The 17,207-nt window shown below is 68.3% G+C and carries 14 protein-coding genes; 1 reads left to right on the top strand and 13 read right to left on the bottom strand.

Features of this window, described 5'->3' with window-relative positions; all coding sequences use genetic code 11:
• Window positions 1–20: 20 nt before the first annotated feature.
• The 12 genes from rpsI to IPP98_02555 all read right to left on the bottom strand — a co-directional run bounded on the left by rpsI (window position 21) and on the right by IPP98_02555 (window position 14,105).
• Window positions 21–422, bottom strand: a complete 402-nt coding sequence (gene rpsI / locus IPP98_02610; protein MBL0178003.1) for a 30S ribosomal protein S9 — start codon at window positions 420–422, stop codon at window positions 21–23.
• Complete coding sequence (gene rplM / locus IPP98_02605) at window positions 422–871, bottom strand: 50S ribosomal protein L13 (protein MBL0178002.1); 450 nt, start codon at window positions 869–871, stop codon at window positions 422–424. The genes rpsI and rplM overlap by 1 nt, the downstream gene beginning before the upstream one ends.
• A gap of 175 nt (window positions 872–1,046) precedes the next feature.
• Window positions 1,047–3,083 (bottom strand): M1 family metallopeptidase, encoded by a 2,037-nt coding sequence (locus tag IPP98_02600; GenBank protein ID MBL0178001.1) that lies wholly within the window; start codon window positions 3,081–3,083, stop codon window positions 1,047–1,049.
• A 594-nt stretch (window positions 3,084–3,677) separates the two neighbouring features.
• Window positions 3,678–4,556: a nucleotidyltransferase family protein gene (locus IPP98_02595; protein MBL0178000.1), complete on the bottom strand. Its 879-nt coding sequence runs from the start codon at window positions 4,554–4,556 to the stop codon at window positions 3,678–3,680.
• A complete protein-coding gene (locus tag IPP98_02590) occupies window positions 4,549–5,556 on the bottom strand; it encodes an XdhC family protein (protein ID MBL0177999.1) in 1,008 nt (335 codons plus the stop codon). Before IPP98_02590 ends, IPP98_02595 begins: the two co-directional genes overlap by 8 nt.
• A gap of 15 nt (window positions 5,557–5,571) precedes the next feature.
• A complete protein-coding gene (locus IPP98_02585; GenBank protein MBL0177998.1) occupies window positions 5,572–7,761 on the bottom strand; it encodes a xanthine dehydrogenase family protein molybdopterin-binding subunit in 2,190 nt (729 codons plus the stop codon).
• A complete protein-coding gene (locus IPP98_02580; GenBank protein MBL0177997.1) occupies window positions 7,758–8,225 on the bottom strand; it encodes a (2Fe-2S)-binding protein in 468 nt (155 codons plus the stop codon). The genes IPP98_02585 and IPP98_02580 overlap by 4 nt, the downstream gene beginning before the upstream one ends.
• Before the next feature lie 73 nt (window positions 8,226–8,298).
• Window positions 8,299–8,805, bottom strand: coding sequence for a hypothetical protein (locus tag IPP98_02575; protein MBL0177996.1), 507 nt, complete (start codon window positions 8,803–8,805; stop codon window positions 8,299–8,301).
• Entirely contained in the window at window positions 8,802–10,034 is a 1,233-nt protein-coding gene (locus IPP98_02570) for a class I SAM-dependent RNA methyltransferase (GenBank protein MBL0177995.1), read from the bottom strand. The genes IPP98_02575 and IPP98_02570 overlap by 4 nt, the downstream gene beginning before the upstream one ends.
• Window positions 10,031–11,551, bottom strand: a complete 1,521-nt coding sequence (locus IPP98_02565) for an acetyl-CoA carboxylase biotin carboxylase subunit (GenBank protein MBL0177994.1) — start codon at window positions 11,549–11,551, stop codon at window positions 10,031–10,033. Before IPP98_02565 ends, IPP98_02570 begins: the two co-directional genes overlap by 4 nt.
• Window positions 11,548–12,555 carry a hypothetical protein gene (locus IPP98_02560; protein ID MBL0177993.1) on the bottom strand — a complete coding sequence of 336 codons (1,008 nt, stop codon included), beginning with the start codon at window positions 12,553–12,555 and terminating at the stop codon, window positions 11,548–11,550. The genes IPP98_02565 and IPP98_02560 overlap by 4 nt, the downstream gene beginning before the upstream one ends.
• Window positions 12,552–14,105: an acyl-CoA carboxylase subunit beta gene (locus tag IPP98_02555; protein MBL0177992.1), complete on the bottom strand. Its 1,554-nt coding sequence runs from the start codon at window positions 14,103–14,105 to the stop codon at window positions 12,552–12,554. The genes IPP98_02560 and IPP98_02555 overlap by 4 nt, the downstream gene beginning before the upstream one ends.
• Window positions 14,106–14,206: 101 nt before the next feature.
• Between IPP98_02555 and IPP98_02550 the strand changes: the two genes are divergently transcribed.
• The gene (locus IPP98_02550; protein MBL0177991.1) at window positions 14,207–15,253 is read left to right on the top strand and encodes a PAS domain-containing protein; all 1,047 of its coding nucleotides are present in this window, start codon (window positions 14,207–14,209) and stop codon (window positions 15,251–15,253) included.
• Window positions 15,254–15,338: 85 nt separating this feature from the next.
• On the opposite strand, the gene IPP98_02545 is transcribed toward IPP98_02550, so the two are convergent.
• Window positions 15,339–17,072 (bottom strand): 30S ribosomal protein S1, encoded by a 1,734-nt coding sequence (locus IPP98_02545; GenBank protein MBL0177990.1) that lies wholly within the window; start codon window positions 17,070–17,072, stop codon window positions 15,339–15,341.
• Window positions 17,073–17,207: the final 135 nt, after the last annotated feature.

Below are 17,207 nucleotides of genomic sequence, written 5' to 3'. Positions count from 1 at the left end.
GCTGCGCCCCTACGATTTTTCTACCGCTTCGAGAACTGGAAGCGCTTGCGGGCGCCCGGACGGCCCGGCTTCTTCCGCTCGACCGCGCGCGGGTCACGCGTCAGCAGGCCGGCGGTGCGCAGCTTCGGGCGGTTCAGTTCGTCGACCTTGCAAAGGGCGCGGGCAATGGCATGCCGCATCGCGCCGGCCTGGCCGCTGACGCCGCCGCCATCCACGTGCGCCTTGACGTCGTACGAGCCGAGCGAGTCGGTCGCCGTGAACGACTGCTGGATGTGCTGCACCAGCGACGGACGCGGGAAGTAGTCACCCAGCGTGCGGCCGTTCACGTCCCACTTGCCGGTGCCCGGCGTCAGGTAGACGCGGGCGACGGACGTCTTGCGGCGGCCGACGGCCTGCCAGCGGAGTTCCGGGGTCTCGCTCATCAGTTGGCCTTCGCGGTGTCGATGGTGAACGGCTTCGGCTGCTGCGCCTCGTGCGGGTGCTCGGCGCCGCCGTACACCTTCAGCTTGGTGCGGAGCTTCTGCTTGGCCAGGGAGTTCTTCGGCAGCATGCCGAAGACGGCCTTCTCGATCACCCGATCCGGGTGCTTCGCGAGCAGGTCCGCCGCGACCGTGTAGCGGTCGTGGCCCATGTAGCCGGTGTGGCGGAAGTATTCCTTCTGCGACGCCTTGCGGCCGGTGAGCTTCACCTTCGACGCATTGGTGACGATGACGAAGTCACCCCCATCCATGTGCGGGGTGAAGGTCGGCTTGTGCTTGCCGCGAATCAGCTGCGCGACATGGCTGGCGAGGCGCCCGAGCGGGATGTCGGTCGCGTCGACCAGGATCCAGTCGTGCTGGAGCTCGCTCTGCTTCTGCGTATACGTCTTCATTCCTGACTTTTCCTTGGCACCGGACAAAAAGGCCACTTCGGAGACAGACCTCAAAGCTAGCGGCTGGTAAGGGGTTGGGTCAAGCCGTCAGACGCCGATCGGGGTCAGGGGCCACTGGCCCCCGACCCCGACCTTCCCTGCCACGGACCCGTCGATCACGGGCCAAATGTTTCATTCAGGGACGACGTCCCCCCTGCGTGGCGGATCCAGTAACCCCCTCCACGCGCGGCCAGACGTTGTCTGCCGCGTTCTTGTCGGGGAACCGGCGGAAAGGATCGAGGGTGATTTTCTCGATCTTCCGCCCCCCGAAAACCAGGTCGGCCTTGAAGGTCCGGGCCCCGGCAAACCAGACATCCACCGGATACGTGACGATCGCGGTTGCGCTGTCGGTCATGACGGCGTTCTTCATCGGCCGGATCGCCGGCCCGGTCGGCGCGAACTGCACCTTGAGGACGACCGGCGAGGGCATCGCCCCATCCTGTCGCACCACGACCGAGGTCCGGATGCCTGCCGGGGTCGCCGCCACGATCGACCCGTCGACCGACTCGGTGGTGAAGAGCCAGTAGTACCAGAACCAGCCGAGGTCGCGCTTGAGGGCGTGGTTCATGAAGAACATGTAGTCCCACGGCGACGGGTGCTTGTAGCGCCACGCCTCGGCATACTCCCGCATCGCCCGCTGCACCGCCGAGTCGCCGACGACACCACCGAGCATGGAAAGCATCAGCGGCGTCTTGCCGTAGGTCTGGAACGAATACATCGGGCCGGCGTTGTTGGCGCTCCACATCATCGGCGCCTCGCGCTCGTCGCCGCTGGTGCGGCCGTAGCTCTGCCCCTGGCCGTCGAGCACCGGCGGACGGCCCGCCGCATCGGCGTTCGAGAGGATGTTCATGTACTGGTTGAAGCCCTCGTCCATCCAGCCATACTGCGTCTCATTGTTGCCGACGAGCATCGGCCACCACTGGTGGCCGGTCTCGTGGTCAGCGGCACCCTGATTGGAGTTGATCACCATCGGGTACTCCATGCCGGCGCTCGGCCCATCCTGCATGGTGAACTGCGGGAACTCGTACGGCACCCAGAGCTTCGAGTAGAACTCGAGGGCATGGCGGGAAATCTCACCGGCCCGCGCGAAGAGATTCGCGTTGCCCGGGAGATAGACCATATGGATCGGCACCTTGCCGCGATTCGGGATCGTGGCGCGGGTGGCCTTCCACACGAACTGCTTTGCCGTGGCCCACGCAAAGTCATTCACCGTGTCGGCGACGAAGCGCCAGGTCAGCCGATCACCGGTTGCCGTGGACCGACCCGGGCCCACTTCGTCCGGCCCGACGATCGTGGTAATCGAGTCGCTGTCGAGCACCTTGGCGAGACGCGCGCGCGCCGTCGAGGTCAGCACCTGCTCCGGGTTCTGCAGCACGCCGGTCCCGCTCACGATCCAGCCGCCGGGGACGTCGATCGAGACATCGAAGCGACCGAAGTTGTTGTAGAACTCGGACGGGCCGAGGTACGGCTCGGTGTCCCAACCGCGCAGGTCGTCGTACTTGCCCACGCGCGGATACCACTGGGTCGGCTGGAAGAGCGTGTCGGCCCAGCGCTGGGTCATCCGGTGGCCCTGCCCACCGGGGCCACCGGGGAGCTTGTGGTTCCACTCGATCTCGAGTGTGACGCTGCCCTTTGCCGGGACCGGCGTCGGGAGCGAGACGCGCGCGTTCGTCAGGGTGAGCCCGGAGACGCGCACCGCGCCACCGGCGGGGGGGGGCGCGCCACCGCCGCCGCGACCGCCGGCCGGCGCCTGAGCCGACAGATCCGCGGCCGTCCCGTTCACCACGACCTTCGTGAGGATCATCCCGTCGGTCGTCTCGGCCGGCACCGACGCCCCGCGCTGGACCGTCGGGCGGAAGATGTTGGGATCGAGGCGGAGGGCGATCTGCGAAAGTGCCGAATCGGAGCGATTGTGGATCAGAACCGTCTCACGGCCAAAGAGTCGCCCGGTGGCCGGATCGAGTCGCACCTGAATCGTGTAGTCGGTCCGCAATTGCCAGTAATTCCGCCCCGGACGCCCCGTCGAATCCCGGGTACCCGTCGCGAACGCACGACGGATCGAGTTGGTCAGCGGAATGTCACGACGGACGGCTCGTTCCGGGAGTGGAACGTTGGCTTGGGCGGCCAGCGAGAGCGGCGCGGCAAGCGCAGCGGCGAGGAGTAGACGGCGCATCGGCGAACTCCAGAAGGATGGATCGGCAGAGCGGGCGTGGAACGCCCAGAAAGGTACACCGGCGCCCCGGCCGGACCGGAGACGCAACCAATGGAAGGGCTCCATCGTATCACCCCCGGAACCATGGTGGGTCGGCTCGCGGCCGGCCATCACCGCATACCGACGACGCAACAGGGGGAATCCCGTGAAGGATCTTCGCAGCTGGACCCGCATCTTCTTGACCTTCGCCCTCGCGACGGCTCCTGTGGCCAGCCTGGCCGCGCAGGGCGGTGGTGGTGGCGGGCGCGGCATGGGTGGTGGCGGTGGGGCCACCGGTATGGTCGACATGACCGGCATGGGTGGTGGCGGCATGGGCAATCAGGCGCCGCGGCCGCTCCACTACGACCTCGACGGCCCGTTCGCCTTTGATTCCTTCACGGTGCTGTTGACGCTCGATTCGGTCAAGCACGCCAAGCTCGAGCAGCTGCGCACGGCGCACCTCGCGGCCACGGCCGTCCTGCGCGACTCGGTCAAGAAGGCCGCCACTGAGCTGAACCTCACCACGCCTGGTGGGTTCTCCTTCACCGCGATGAGCAAGCCCGAGCTCTCGAAGGCTTATGACAAGCAGCTCAAGGCCGTCCGCAAGCTCGACGTCGCCTTCTTCGAGAAGCAGGTCAAGCCGGAGCTGAACAAGGAGCAGTACGAGGCACTGAAGAAGTGGTACGGCGAGCAGCGCCCGATCGGACAGCCAGCCCGCGGCGCCGGTGGCGGCGACCCGGGTGGCCAGGGTCGCGGCGGACGTGGTGGGCGTGGCGGTGGCGGCGGCGAGTAACTGCCCCGCACCAGCACCGACGGATAACGCGCCCGGACGATCATTCGTCCGGGCGCGTCGTCATTCCGGTGCGTGACGCCTGCCGCGGCGCGGTAGTCGTCCGGGGTGTCGATGTCGTAGAGCGCCGTGGCCGGCCAGTCGATGGTCACCGCTTCATCGCCATGTGCGGCGAAGAGCGCGCGGCCGACCCCGTCGCCATGCATGGCGCGCAACTCGGGCAGGAACCGCTGCGGGAACAGCAGTGGTGGCGCGACCACCTCGCCGTAGCGCGAGCCCACCATCCGGCACGGCGCCGCACCCGCGGCCGCGATCACGGCGGACATCATCGGGGTCGTCACGCCGACCATGTCGGCCAGCACGACAAGCACGCCGTCCACCGACGGGGCGACGGCGTCGATCGCCGCGTGGAGGGACTCACTCACCGGGCCCCCGATCGATGGCGACTCGATGCAGGTCACCGCCAAGCCGCTGAGTGCCTCATGCCAAGCGATCGCGGCCGGTGGCACGACGACCACCACGGAGGCTGCCCCGCAGGCCGCTGCGCGCATGGCCGCGCGCCGGAGCAACGGTTCCCCCGCAAGCGGCAACAGCAGCTTCGGCTGCCCCATCCGCGTCGACGCCCCCGCTGCGAGGACGATGATCGCGATACGACCGTCAGCCATCGACCGCATGAATCGGCACGCGCCGTTCGCGCAGCGGCTTCGCCGGCCGACCGGCCTGCACCGCCATCACCTCGGCGAGAATCGAGAGCGCCACCTGCTCCGCGCCGTCGGTGCCGATGTCGAGGCCGGCCGGCGCATGGATTCGCCGATCGTCACTGGGCACGATGCCATCCGTCGATGCCAGCATCCGTTCGGTCCGCTGCCGGGGACCGAGCATGCCAATGTAGGGGACGGCGGTGTCGCGCAGCGCGGCGAGGAAGGCACTGTCATCGGCATAGTGGTGCGTCATGACCACCGCGAAGGTGTCCGCTCCCGCCGCGCACGCTGCCGCGGCCTCTCGGGGCTGGGCCAATCGAAGCACGACGTCGTCGACGAATCGTTCCGGGGCCAGCAGCCCGGGGCGGCGGTCCGTCACCACGACCCGGAATCCGGTCTCCACGGCGAGGCGCGCCAACGGCATCGCATCATCGCCGGCGCCGCAGATGAGCAACCGCGGTGGCGGCGTGAAGGCATCGACAAACCACTCGTGACCCTCGCCGTCCGTCACCAGGCCAGGCGTCGCGACTCCCTCCCGGATTCGACGGGCGCCCGAGGCGTCGTCCATCGGCACGTCGACCACGAATGCCACCTCACGCGCAATCGCCATCCGCTCCGCGGCGTACGCGTCATGGACGGGGGCGACGAGCAACTCGACGGTCCCTTCGCAACCGACGCCAAGATCCCACGCGGCGACCTCGTCCTGGCCGGAGCAGTACTGCCGACGCTCCGCCACCCCGGTCGCGAGCACGCGCCGGGCGACTTCACGGACATCCTGCTCGAGGCACCCGCCGCTCACGTTGCCGACGATCGTCCCGTCGGCCCCGACGAGCAGCTTGGCTCCCTCATGGCGATAGGCGGAGCCGTGCACGCGCACGACGGTCGCGAGCGCGGCGGCGATTCCCTGCCGCTGCAGCTCGGCGATCGCCGCGTAGACGCGACGCGATTCGGCCCAGTGCTTCATCGCAGCACACTCGCCTCAGGCCGAGTGCAGGCCATGACGCGAGAGCGGCAGGGAACGAATCCGCTTCCCCGTCACGGCGAAGATCGCGTTGCAGAGGGCCGGGACCACCGGAGGCAATGCCGGCTCCCCGAGCCCGGTCGGTCCGACGTCGGAGGTGACGAAGTGGACGTCGATCACCTTCGGGGCCTGGGGGATTCGCATCACCGGGAAATCGTCGAAGTTGCTCTGCTCCACGCGCCCGGCGACGACGGTGATTTCCTGGCCGAAGGCCTCCGAGAGCCCATCGATCACCGAGCCCTGCACCTGATTCACCGCGTTGCTCGGGTTGATGATCTGCCGACCGATGTCCCCCGCCACCCAGACGCCGTGCACCCGCACGCCACCGTCGCTGTTCACGCTCGCTTCGACCACCTCGGCGAAGTAGCCGCGGTGCGAGAAGTGGAACGCGACACCGAGCCCGTGACCGGCCGGCATGGCGCGCGTGCCCCAGCCCGATCGCTGGCGCACCGCCTCAAGCACCCCACGCATCCGGCCGGCGTCGTAAATGGTGCGCCCGTTCTCTTGCACGGCGCGCGCCGGACCCAGCAGGTCGAGCCGGAATTGCAGCGGGTCTCGCTTCGCCGCGTGCGCAAGCTCATCGAGGAAGGACTGCGCCACGAACGCGAGTGCATTGCTTCCTGGCGCGCGCAGGAAGCCGGTCGGCACCCCTAACGGCATCACGGACGATTGCAGGAGGAAGTTCGGAACGAAGAGCGCCGGAAATTCCGTGGCGCCAATGTTCGCGCTCGCGGCGAACCCCTGCCCTTCACCGAAGGAGACGAAGTGGTTCTGCCAGGCCACGAGCTTTCCGGCGGCGTCCACGCCGCCCTTCAGGAAATGGAAGCCGGCGGGGCGATAGAAATCGTGCTGGATGTCGTCCTCGCGTGACCAGAGCAGCTTCACCGGCACCCCGGCCTGCTTGGCGATTGCGGCGGCCTCGACCATGTAGTCGTTGTTCAGCCGTCGGCCGAAGCCACCGCCGCAGCGCGTCATGTGAATCGTGATATCGGCCGCCGGGACACCCAGGGTCTGCGCGACCAGCTGGCGGCCGGATTGCGGATTCTGTGATGGCGCCCAGATCTCCAGCTTGCCATCGGCATAACGCGCGGTGCAGTTCATCGGCTCGAGCGTGGCGTGCGCGAGGAAGGGATAGCTGTACGCGGCCTCGACCGTCTGGACGGCGTTCCCCAGCGCGGCCGTGGCGTCCCCATCCTGCCGCAGCGTTCGTTGCGCGGTGCCGGCGGCAAGCGTCGCGGCCTGCGTCGCAAAGCCGGTGCTCCCCTGGGAGGCCGTCGCCCCTTCGGCCCAGGTGACCTTCAGCTGCTTGCGTGCCTCGTTGGCCGCCCACCAGCTGTCGGCAAGAATGGCCACGCCGGAGAGGAGGCCGGCGAGATTCGTCCCGCCCGTCACCACGAAGGCCTGCTTGACGCCGGGGAGGGCGCGCACGGCGTCGAGGTTCGCACTGACGACGGTGCCGCCGAAGACGGGACACTTCTGGAAGACCGCGTGCAACATTCCCGGCACGGTGACGTCGATGCCGAACAGCGGCTTGCCACGGACGATCGCGGGGTTGTCGACGCCGGGCACGGCGGTGCCGATGACGGTGTAGTCCTTCGGGTCCTTGAGGCGCACGGTCTTCGGATCGGGGACGGGCATGGTGGCGGCCTTGGCCGCGAGCGCGCCGTAGCGCATCGCCCGCTTGCTTCCGATGTGCCGCACCATCCCCCCACTCGTGGTGCATTCCGCGTCGGGGACACCCCAGGTGGCGGCGGCCGCCGCCACCAGCATCTGCCGCGCCACGGCGCCCGCTTGCCGCATTGAGTCATAATGGGCCGGGGTGGCCGTGCTGCCCCCGGCGACCTGCGAGCCGTAACGCGCCGCATCACTCATCGCCTGCTCGACGGTCACCGTCGACCACGCCACATCGAGTTCCTCGGCGACCAGCATCGGGAGCGAGGTCTTGATCCCCTGCCCGATCTCCGGGTTCTTCGAGACGATGGTGATCGCGGAATCGGCAGTGATCCGGATGAAGGCATTGGGCTCGAACGCCTCGGCGATCGGTGCACCGGCAGCGTCGAGCGGTTGCCACCACGAACCGATGGCCAGGCCACCGCCCGCCAGCGCGGTCACCTTGAGGAAGTCGCGGCGATCCAGGGCGGCGGTCATCGTGCCCCCTTCGGCATGCCAGCGGCCTGATGGATGGCGGCACGAATGCGGATGTAGGTGGCGCAGCGGCAGAGATTTCCTTCCATCGCCTCGTCGATCTCGTCGTCGGTGGGACGTGGCGTGGTGGCCAGCAGCGCCGCCGCGGACATCAGTTGGCCGGCCTGGCAGTAGCCGCACTGCGGGACGTCGGCGGCCTCCCACGCGCGCTGGACCGGATGGCTGCCATCGACCGACAGCCCCTCGATGGTGGTCACCTGCTTCCCGGCCGCGCCATCCAGCGGGATCTGGCAGGAGCGCACCGCCTTGCCATCGAGGTGGACGGTGCAGGCGCCGCAGAGCCCTTCGCCGCAGCCGTACTTGGTGCCCTTGAGGTCGAGCACGTCGCGCAGCACCCAGAGCAGCGGCATGCGGCCGGCGGCGTCCACAGTGGTGCGCTTGCCATTGAGGGTAAAGCTGATGGGCATCGGTCGCTCCGGCGCGGAGGATTGGAGAGGATGAGGCAATGTATCCGGGGGCCCCTCTGGCGGGGACACGGCGTCAGGCTGGCGGCGCGATGTCCAGCAGCACGGCGCCCTTCTCGACCGCAGCGCCCACCACCACGCGGATGCTGGCGACGACGCCGCCGATGGTCGCCTTGAGTTCGTTTTCCATCTTCATCGCTTCCAACACGACGAGCGCATCGCCCACGGCCACGACCGCGCCGACGGCCACATCCACCCGCACGACCAGGCCGGGCATCGGGGCCTTCAGGACGCCTCCGGTCGCCACGGTGCTCGTGCTCGCAACGAGCGACCGAATGTGCCGGGCGCGTTCGTCCTCGATCCCGACATCGCGCACCGCCCCGTGATCCACGACACGCCACGAGGCGTCGGCGAAGCCGTCGATGGCGAGCGTCGTTGCCACGCCGTCAATGGTCACGCGCTGTTCCGGCGTCCCGGGAACCGCCTCGAGGTGCGCCGTGTGCCGAACGCCGTCGACCACGACCTGATCGCCATCGACCGTGACGTCAACCTCCCGGCCCCCGATGGTCACGAAGTATCTCATCGCCGCTCCAGCAGGGCCACGCACTCGAGGTGGGCGGTCTGGGGGAATTGATCGAATGCCTGCACCGACGAGACCGCGTACGCCGCTTCCATGCGGGCGATGTCACGGGCGAGCGTCGCCGCGTCGCAGGAGATGTAGACGATGCGCCGTGCCGCGGTGCGCGCGAGGGCGTCGGTCACCACCGGCTCCATCCCGCCACGCGGCGGATTGGTGATCACCACGGCCGGCGGCCGCATCTCGCCGATGCGCTCCTCGACCAGTCCGGCGCGGCGGATCGGCCCCGCTGGACCCACGCGTTCCGCCTGCTCCACGGCCCGCCGATCCAGCTCGACACTCTCCACGGTGGCCCCACGCGCCGTGAGCGCCACGGTGGTGTCGCCGACGCCCGCGTAGAGATCCCAGGCATGCTGGCCGGCGACGTTGCCGAGCGCGTGCAGTGCCGCCTCGCGCACCATGCGCCCCATTGCCGGATGCACCTGCTCGAAGATCGTTGCCGGCCACGGTTGGACTCCGCCCGCGACGGCGCGAGGTGCGCCACCCTCCGGGTGCCACCAGATCGTGGCGGTGAGACCCGCACGCTGCAGCTGACCGTGCAGCGCCTTTCCTTTGACCCAGGCGTCCTTGCCATCGGTCCGGACCACGACATGCAATCCGTCATGGCGATCCCGGCGGAAGACGATGCGGGTGACATCGACCGGCAGCAGGGAGGCCGCGGTCCGCACGGCCTGGTGCAGGCGGCGCACCGCCGGCTCGGCGAGCAGGCAGTCGCGGATGTCAAGCACCCGATCGGGCTGACCGAGTGGGTGATATCCCATTCGCCCACCGGATACGGCGAATGTGACTTTTGCGCGGTATCCGAGCTGTGTCGGCGAGGCGATGACGACGGGGTCGGCGATCTCGAGGTGGCCGATCCGTCGGAGGGCGTCGCCGGCGATGCGTCCCTTCGCCTCCCGCTGCGCCTCAGGGCTCAGATGCATCAGCTGGCAGCTGCCACAGCGATCGCGAACATAGTGCGGACACGGTGGCGTGACCCGCCCGGCCCCGTGTGCGAGGATCTCGCCGATTTCGGCGCGGGCGAACCGCTTGTGCAACCGAAGCGTGCGCAGACGCACCCGGTCACCGGGCGCGGTCCGCGGAATGAACACGGTGCGGCCATCCTCGAGGGTGGCCACACCGTCACCCCCGGCCGCGATGGCGCGCACCTCGACCTCGGCGGCGTCCGCGCTCACCGGAGTCCGTCACGCAGCGCCGCACGCCGCCACGCCGAACTGCCGCTCGCTGAGGCCGCCCCGCCACCATGCGTCGCAGGCTTTCGGCGCTGCCGACGCTGCTCTTCCAGCAGCGCGACGGCCACCGCGAGGCGCCGCACGTCGGCGTCCGATTCCGGTGCGGCGAGCAGGTCCGGGCGGCGCTCGAGGAACTGGATGTCGATGTTGCCCGAGACAAAATCGGGGTCGGCCAGCAGTGATCGATGGAACGCCGCGTTGGTGGCGACGCCGACGATCACGAGCTCGTCCAGCGCACGACGCATCGCGTCGATCGCCATCGGGCGCGTCGGCGCGTGCACGATCAACTTCGCGAGCATCGAGTCGTAGTGCAGCGTGACCTCGCTCCCGGCCTCGACGCCACTTTCCCAGCGGACGCCCGGGCCCGCGGGGGCCCGCATCCAGCTGATCCGTCCGGCACTTGGCAGCAACTGGTTGGTCGGATCCTCGGAGGTGATGCGGCATTCGATGGCCCAGCCGCGCGGCACCAGCGGAGCGTCGGCCAACGACATCGGCAGGCCGCGCGCGATGCGAAGCTGTTCGCGCACGAGGTCGACGCCGTAGACCTCTTCGGTGACCGGATGCTCCACCTGGATGCGGGTGTTCATCTCGAGGAAGAAGAACGAGCCGTCGGCCGCCAGCAGGAACTCGCACGTCCCCGCCCCGCGATAGCCAACCGCGGCGGCGGCGGCGACGGCCGCCGCGCCCATCGCCTCACGCAGCGCGGGGGTGACGGCCACGGAGGGCGCTTCTTCGATGAGCTTCTGGTGGCGGCGCTGCACCGAGCACTCACGCTCGCCGACGTGGACCGTGCGCAGATGGTCGGCGAGCACCTGAATTTCGACGTGGCGGGGTCGTTCCACGTACTTCTCGAGGTAGACGCTGCCGTCGCCGAACGCCTTGAGCGCTTCGCTCGCGGCCGAGGTCAATGCCCCGGGGAGTGCGGACGCCGCCGTGACGACTCGCATCCCCTTCCCACCGCCGCCGGCCGCGGCCTTCACCAGCACCGGATAGCCGATCTGTTCGGCCATCGCGAGCGCATCGGCGGGGTCGTCGAGCGCCGCCACGGCACCGGGCACGATAGGCACACCGGCGGCCTGCATCAGTCGTCGGGCAGCCGTCTTGTCGCCCATCGCCTCGATCGCGGTGGACGGTGGACCGATCCAGACGAGCCCTGCCTCCTCGACGGCCCGTGCGAACGGTGCCCGTTCCGAGAAGAAGCCGTAGCCGGGATGGATCGCGTCGGCGCCGCTCGACTGCGCGGCGTCGAGGATCAGGGCGGCGTTCAGATAGCTCGCGGCCGCGGGCGCTGGGCCGAGGCGGATGGCGACATCGGCCGCCCGCACAAACGGGGCGTGACGATCGGCATCGGAATACACGGCCACGGCCTCGAGCCCCTCGTCATGACAGGCGCGGATGATGCGCAAGGCAATCTCGCCCCGGTTGGCCACCAGGACGCGTCGGATGGGACGGGAGGTCATCGGGGACAGGCCGTGATGGCCGGGAGACCGTGGGCGTCGGGGCGATTGAAGAGCGACTCGCACAAGTTCCGATTGCGCCGCGCGGCGAGCTCGTAGACGTCGCGCACGGCCTCGCTCCAGACCGAGCCGGCGATGCCGGTGCGGGCGAGCTGGTGCACGCTCATCTGCATCGGGGCCTCGCCGTTCGCGATCGTGCCGGCCGCCAGGACCAACCGCAGCGGATGCCAGCTGAGGGCCGTCGTCGTGATCGAATCGACGGTCGGCGTGAGACAGACCGGCCGCTTCGCACTCGCCGCCACCAGGGCCGCAGGGAGATCCACCGATGCCTCGGCACCGATCGCCGTCGCCATCCGGCCACGGTAGAGGGAATCGAAGGCGTAGAGATCGGGGCGAATCAGGATCAGGTCGGCCCGCTCATCGTCGAGGAAACGCGCCCCCCAGACCGATGCGGTTTCCACGAGCGAGCCGGTCACCAGCACGCCGCCCCGCGGACAGGAGCCCATCAGGTTGCGTCCGAGTTCGTTGAGCACCGGGGGAAGCGGCAGCTCCTCGGGGGCCATCGGTTGCTCGACCGCTCCAGTCCACCCGAGCCGCTCGATGCGCAGCGTGGCCTGCTCCACCACGGCGAGCACCAGGTACACGCTCGCCGAGTCGGCCAGCAGTCGGTACGCCTGGTCGAATGCCGAGGAGGCAAACTCGGCCACGGGTATGCCGACTCCGGAGGCGAGGTGTCCCTCGCGGTGCCACCGTTGCGCGTCGCCAAGGTGAATTCGACCAAGGGCAAACCAGGCGCGGCCATCGTTCGGCTCGAGCGCGAGGTGTTGGCCGAGGAACATCTTGGCATCGATCCGGCGCCCCTCCCGCAGCAAAGCCTCCGCCCGTTGCACCGCGGAACTCCCCGATGCGGCACTCCCCCCGACGGCCGTGGTCTGCGCACGGAGTCCCGTCGCCCAGGCGAGGAGGCCCAGGGCGAGTGCGGCGCGATGCGCCCGGCGGGAAATCATAGAGGAATGCATCCGTGCTTCTTCGGTGGATTGCGGTCGCGCTTCGTCTCGAGGGTCTGCAGGGCGTCAATCAGTCGCGGACGGGTGTCCCGCGGATCGATGACATCATCAATGTAGCCGCGGGCCGCCGCCTGATAGGGAGTCGCGAACGCCTGCGTATAGGCGTCGGTCTTGGCGGCCGCCTCGGCGGCCGGGTCGATGGCCTGGGCGATTTCGTGCTTGTAGAGGATCTCCACCGCGCCCTTGGGGCCCATCACCGCGATCTCCGCAGTGGGCCAGGCGAGGTTGACGTCGCCGCGAATGTGCTTCGAGCTCATCACGTCGTACGCCCCACCATACGCCTTGCGGGTGATCACCGTCAACTTCGGGACGGTCGCCTCACAATACGCATACAAGAGCTTGGCACCGTGCCGGATGATCCCCCCGTGCTCCTGGGCCACACCGGGCAGGAAGCCCGGCACGTCGACAAAGGTGACGAGTGGAATGTTGAAGGCATCACAGAAGCGGATGAATCGCGCCGCCTTGACCGAGGCATTGATGTCGAGCACCCCGGCCAGCACGGCGGGCTGGTTGGCGACGATGCCGACCGACCGACCGCCAAGTCGCGCGAAGCCGGTGAGGATGTTGCCGGCGAAGGCCGGCATCACCTCATGGAAGATCGCGTCGTCGACCACCGCACCGAGCACCTCGTGCATGTCGTACGGCCGGGCGGCGAGGTCCGGAATCACCTCGAGCAACCGCTCGTCCCGCCGGTCGACCGGATCGGTGGTCGGGACCACAGGCGGTTCATCGATGTTGTTCGACGGAAGGAAGCCGAGCAAGGTGCGGATCGCCTCGAGACACTCCGGCTCGGTGGCGTGGACAAAATGCGCCACCCCTGAGGTTTCGGCATGCACATCGGCGCCGCCGAGATCATCGAAGGTCACTTCCTCGTGGGTGACCGTCTTCACGACGTTCGGGCCGGTCACGAACATGTAGCCCACGCCGCGGACCATGTGCACGAAGTCGGTGATCGCCGGCGAGTAGACCGCGCCGCCGGCGCAGGGCCCGAGGATCGCCGAGATCTGCGGCACCACCCCCGAGGCGAGGGTGTTGCGCAGGAAGATGTCGGCATAGCCGCCGAGCGACGCCACACCCTCCTGGATTCGCGCCCCGCCGGAATCGTTGAGGCCGATCATCGGGGCGCCATTCCGGACGGCGAGGTCCATCACCTTGCAGATTTTCGCCGCGTGGGTTTCCGAGAGCGACCCGCCGAACACCGTGAAGTCCTGCGAGAAGACGTAGACGAGCCGGCCGTCGATTCGACCCCAGCCGGTGACGACGCCATCGCCGAGCGGCCGGTCGTCGGCCATGCCGAAGTCGGTGGTGCGGTGGGTGACGAATCGATCCAATTCGACAAACGAACCGGCGTCGAGCAGGAGGTCGAGGCGCTCGCGCGCGGTGAGCTTCCCCTTCTTGTGTTGCTGCGCGATCCGCGCGGCGCCGCCACCCTGTTCGGCCAGGGTCTGGCGGTGTCGCAGGTCCTCGAGTCGGGACGGGTTGTCGGGCATATCCCTCAAAGCTAATGCGCGGCTGGAACGGGCCAAGTCACTGCCCCGGCTGCCTCGACGGGTAGCTTTCTGCTCCCTCGCACAGCACCACGGAGTGTCAGATGGCGACCTCGCGTCCCGACTCGACTCCCGTCTCGAACGACGACCCGACGGACCCGCCCGACCCGGTGCGGCGACTTGCCCAGCGGGAGGCCGCGTTCACGGCCGTGGTCGAGGCGGCCGGGGACGTGATCGTCCAGATCGACGCCGAGCTCCGCGTCAGCTACCTCAATCCGGCCGCGGCGCGTGCTGCCGGGGTGCCCGCGAGCGAAATCGTGGGGCGCCCCGCGCAGGAGATCCCGCTGGACGAAGCATTCAAGGAGATCTGGCTGACGGCCATCCGGGACACGATGATCACCGGCGTCCCCGTCGTGGTCGACTACGACTTCCCCGCCCCGGATGGCACAAGCTCCCGTTTTCAGGCGCGCTTCACCCCGGAGCCTGATACGGAACATGGAGGCACCGGCGTCTTCGTGATTGCGCGGGACATCACCGAGCTGCACCGGGCCGCCGAGGCGCTGGCCAACCGTGAAGCCGAGCTCCGGGCGATCGTGGACGGCGTCGAGGACCTGCTGATGCTCTTTGATGCCCAGGGCCGAATTGCCTTCGTCAATCCGGCCTTCGCACGCACGGTCGGGTATCCGGCGGAGGACTTCATCCATCGGGCGCCCGCAGACCTGCTGGTCGACCCCGTGGCGCGCGCGGCGTTTTCCGGTGCGCTTCACCGCGTCCTGCGGGACGGCCGTGCGGAGACGCTCGAGTTCGAGTATCAGCGTGCCTCCGAACCGAGCGCCCGCTACTACGTGACACGATTCACGCCGTTGCTGAACAGCCACGGGCAGGTGACCGGCGTGCTGACCCTGAGCCACGACCTGACCGAGCGGCGGGCCACCGAACTGGAGCGGGAGCGTCTGCTGGAGGAACTGTTGCACGCGAAGGCCGCGGTCCGGACGCTCCGCGGGTTGCTCCCGACCTGCTCCTGGTGCCACAAGATCCGCGACGAGCAGGGGCACTGGGAACAGATGGAGAGTTACATCGCGCGGCGGAGCGAGGCGGAGTTCTCGCACGGCCTCTGCCCCGAATGTGCGGTCAAGATGCTGACCGAGTAGCCGCAGCCCGGTGGCAGGTTCGTACGCACGCGGGGGCGGCCACTGGTGGCCGCCCCCGCGTCGTTCCGCTGCCTGAGCATGTGGCTCAGTTGTCGTCGTCGAGCTCCGACATGTCGACTTCGATGTCGCCCGGCTCCGGGAGCTTCGGGATCTCGGAGAGCTTGGGCTCGGTGCCCGGCTCCGGGATGCCGTCTTCCGGGTACTCGATGATCGCCACGACCACGCGGTGATGGATCGGGTCCACCTCGAGGATCTTGGCAATCACCTGCTGATTGAGGACGACCGCATCCTCGGGGTTCTGGTCGTGGCCGATCCCCATCTGCGACACGGGGGCGAAGCCCTCGATGTCGTTGCCGAGGTCGAGCACGATGCCCTTGTCGACCGGGCGGAGGACCTTGGCACGGAGCTCGGTGCCGATCGGCAGCTTCTCGCCGATCGTGAGCCACGGATCGTCGGTCGCCTGCTTGAGGCCGAGGGAGATGCGCTTGTTGTCGGCGTCGATGTTGAGGATCACGACGTCGACGGTGTCGCCCTTCTTGACCACTTCCGACGGATGCTGCACGCGCTTGGTCCACGACATGTCGGAGATGTGGATCAGGCCGTCGATGCCCGCCTCGATCTCGACGAAGGCGCCGAACGAGGTGAGGTTGCGGACCTTGCCCGTGATGCGCGTCCCGACCGGGTAGCGGAGCGGGAGGATCATCCAGGGATCCTGCTCGGTCTGCTTCATGCCGAGGGAGATCTTCTCCTCCGACTCGTCGACCTTGAGCACCACCGCCTCGATGGTCTCGCCGATCGAGACGATCTTGCTCGGATGGCGGACATTGCGCGTCCAGCTCATCTCGGAGATGTGCACCAGGCCTTCGATCCCCGGCTCCAGCTCCACGAAGGCGCCGTAGTTGGTGATCGAGACGACCTTGCCCTGCACGCGGCTGCCGACCGGGTACTTCTCGGCGACGTTCTGCCACGGATAGGACTGGAGCTGCTTCATGCCGAGCGAGATCCGCTCACGCTGCCAATCGATGTCGAGAATCTTGACCTCGACTTCGCGGCCGATGCCGACCAGTTCGCTCGGATGCGAGACGCGGCCGTACGACATGTCGGTGATGTGCAGCAGGCCGTCGACGCCGCCGAGATCGATGAACGCCCCGAAGTCGGTGATGTTCTTGACGATGCCCTTCCGGACCTGACCGACCTCGAGCTCCTTCATCAGGTGCTCGCGCTTGTGCGCCCGCTCGTTCTCGAGGATCACGCGACGCGAGACGACGATGTTCCGCCGGCGCTTGTTGAGCTTGATGATCTTGAACTCGTAGGTCGAGCCGAGGAGTTCGTCGATGTTCGGCACCCGGCGCAACGCGATCTGCGAGCCGGGGAGGAAGGCATCGACGCCCATCAGGTTCACCACGACACCACCCTTGATCTTCTTCATCAGGGTGCCTTCCACCGGCTGGTCGGACTCGTGGGCGATGCGGATCTTCTCCCACACGCGCATGAAGTCGGCCTTCTTCTTCGAGAGGACGACCGCCCCTTCCTGGTCCTCGAGGTGCTCGAGGAAGACCTCGACCTCGTCGCCGACCTGGAGGTTCTGCGGGTCCTTGAACTCGTCGAGCGGCACGGAGCCTTCCGACTTGAAGCCGACATCGAGGATCACGGCATTGTCCGTGATGCGCAGGATCTTCGACTTGACGATCTCGCCCTCGACGATCTGGGACATCGTCCCTTCGTACATCGTCAGGAGCGCTTCGTATTCATCGCTGGTGTAGTCCTCGTCGTAGAGGTCCGCACGCACACGCATGCCGGTCGACATCGCGAAGGGCATCGCGGCGGTCGACTGGAAGGTGGGAGCGGCGGGCGCCACGTCGAGCACGGCGTCTTCGGTCGGGGTTTCGGTCTCAGACATTCGGGGAGGTCCTGCGACAGCGGGAAACCGGGGCCACGGCGGCCTCGGGGTGAG

The sequence above is a fragment of the Gemmatimonadota bacterium genome (assembly GCA_016720805.1).
GTDB lineage: Bacteria > Gemmatimonadota > Gemmatimonadetes > Gemmatimonadales > GWC2-71-9 > Palsa-1233.
Note: the sequence above shows the minus strand (reverse complement) of the source record. Positions and strands in the feature narration are given on the sequence as shown.

Excerpts from the sequence above, each read along its gene's own strand:
- rpsI (MBL0178003.1), bottom strand. The coding sequence starts at position 422 with ATGAGCGAGACCCCGGAACTCCGCTGGCAGGCCGTCGGCCGCCGCAAG.
- rplM (MBL0178002.1), bottom strand. The coding sequence starts at position 871 with ATGAAGACGTATACGCAGAAGCAGAGCGAGCTCCAGCACGACTGGATC.
- IPP98_02600 (MBL0178001.1), bottom strand. The coding sequence starts at position 3,083 with ATGCGCCGTCTACTCCTCGCCGCTGCGCTTGCCGCGCCGCTCTCGCTG.
- IPP98_02595 (MBL0178000.1), bottom strand. The coding sequence starts at position 4,556 with ATGGCTGACGGTCGTATCGCGATCATCGTCCTCGCAGCGGGGGCGTCG.
- IPP98_02590 (MBL0177999.1), bottom strand. The coding sequence starts at position 5,556 with ATGAAGCACTGGGCCGAATCGCGTCGCGTCTACGCGGCGATCGCCGAG.
- IPP98_02585 (MBL0177998.1), bottom strand. The coding sequence starts at position 7,761 with ATGACCGCCGCCCTGGATCGCCGCGACTTCCTCAAGGTGACCGCGCTG.
- IPP98_02580 (MBL0177997.1), bottom strand. The coding sequence starts at position 8,225 with ATGCCCATCAGCTTTACCCTCAATGGCAAGCGCACCACTGTGGACGCC.
- IPP98_02575 (MBL0177996.1), bottom strand. The coding sequence starts at position 8,805 with ATGAGATACTTCGTGACCATCGGGGGCCGGGAGGTTGACGTCACGGTC.
- IPP98_02565 (MBL0177994.1), bottom strand. The coding sequence starts at position 11,551 with ATGACCTCCCGTCCCATCCGACGCGTCCTGGTGGCCAACCGGGGCGAG.
- IPP98_02560 (MBL0177993.1), bottom strand. The coding sequence starts at position 12,555 with ATGATTTCCCGCCGGGCGCATCGCGCCGCACTCGCCCTGGGCCTCCTC.
- IPP98_02555 (MBL0177992.1), bottom strand. The coding sequence starts at position 14,105 with ATGCCCGACAACCCGTCCCGACTCGAGGACCTGCGACACCGCCAGACC.
- IPP98_02550 (MBL0177991.1), top strand. The coding sequence starts at position 14,207 with ATGGCGACCTCGCGTCCCGACTCGACTCCCGTCTCGAACGACGACCCG.
- IPP98_02545 (MBL0177990.1), bottom strand. The coding sequence starts at position 17,072 with ATGCCCTTCGCGATGTCGACCGGCATGCGTGTGCGTGCGGACCTCTAC.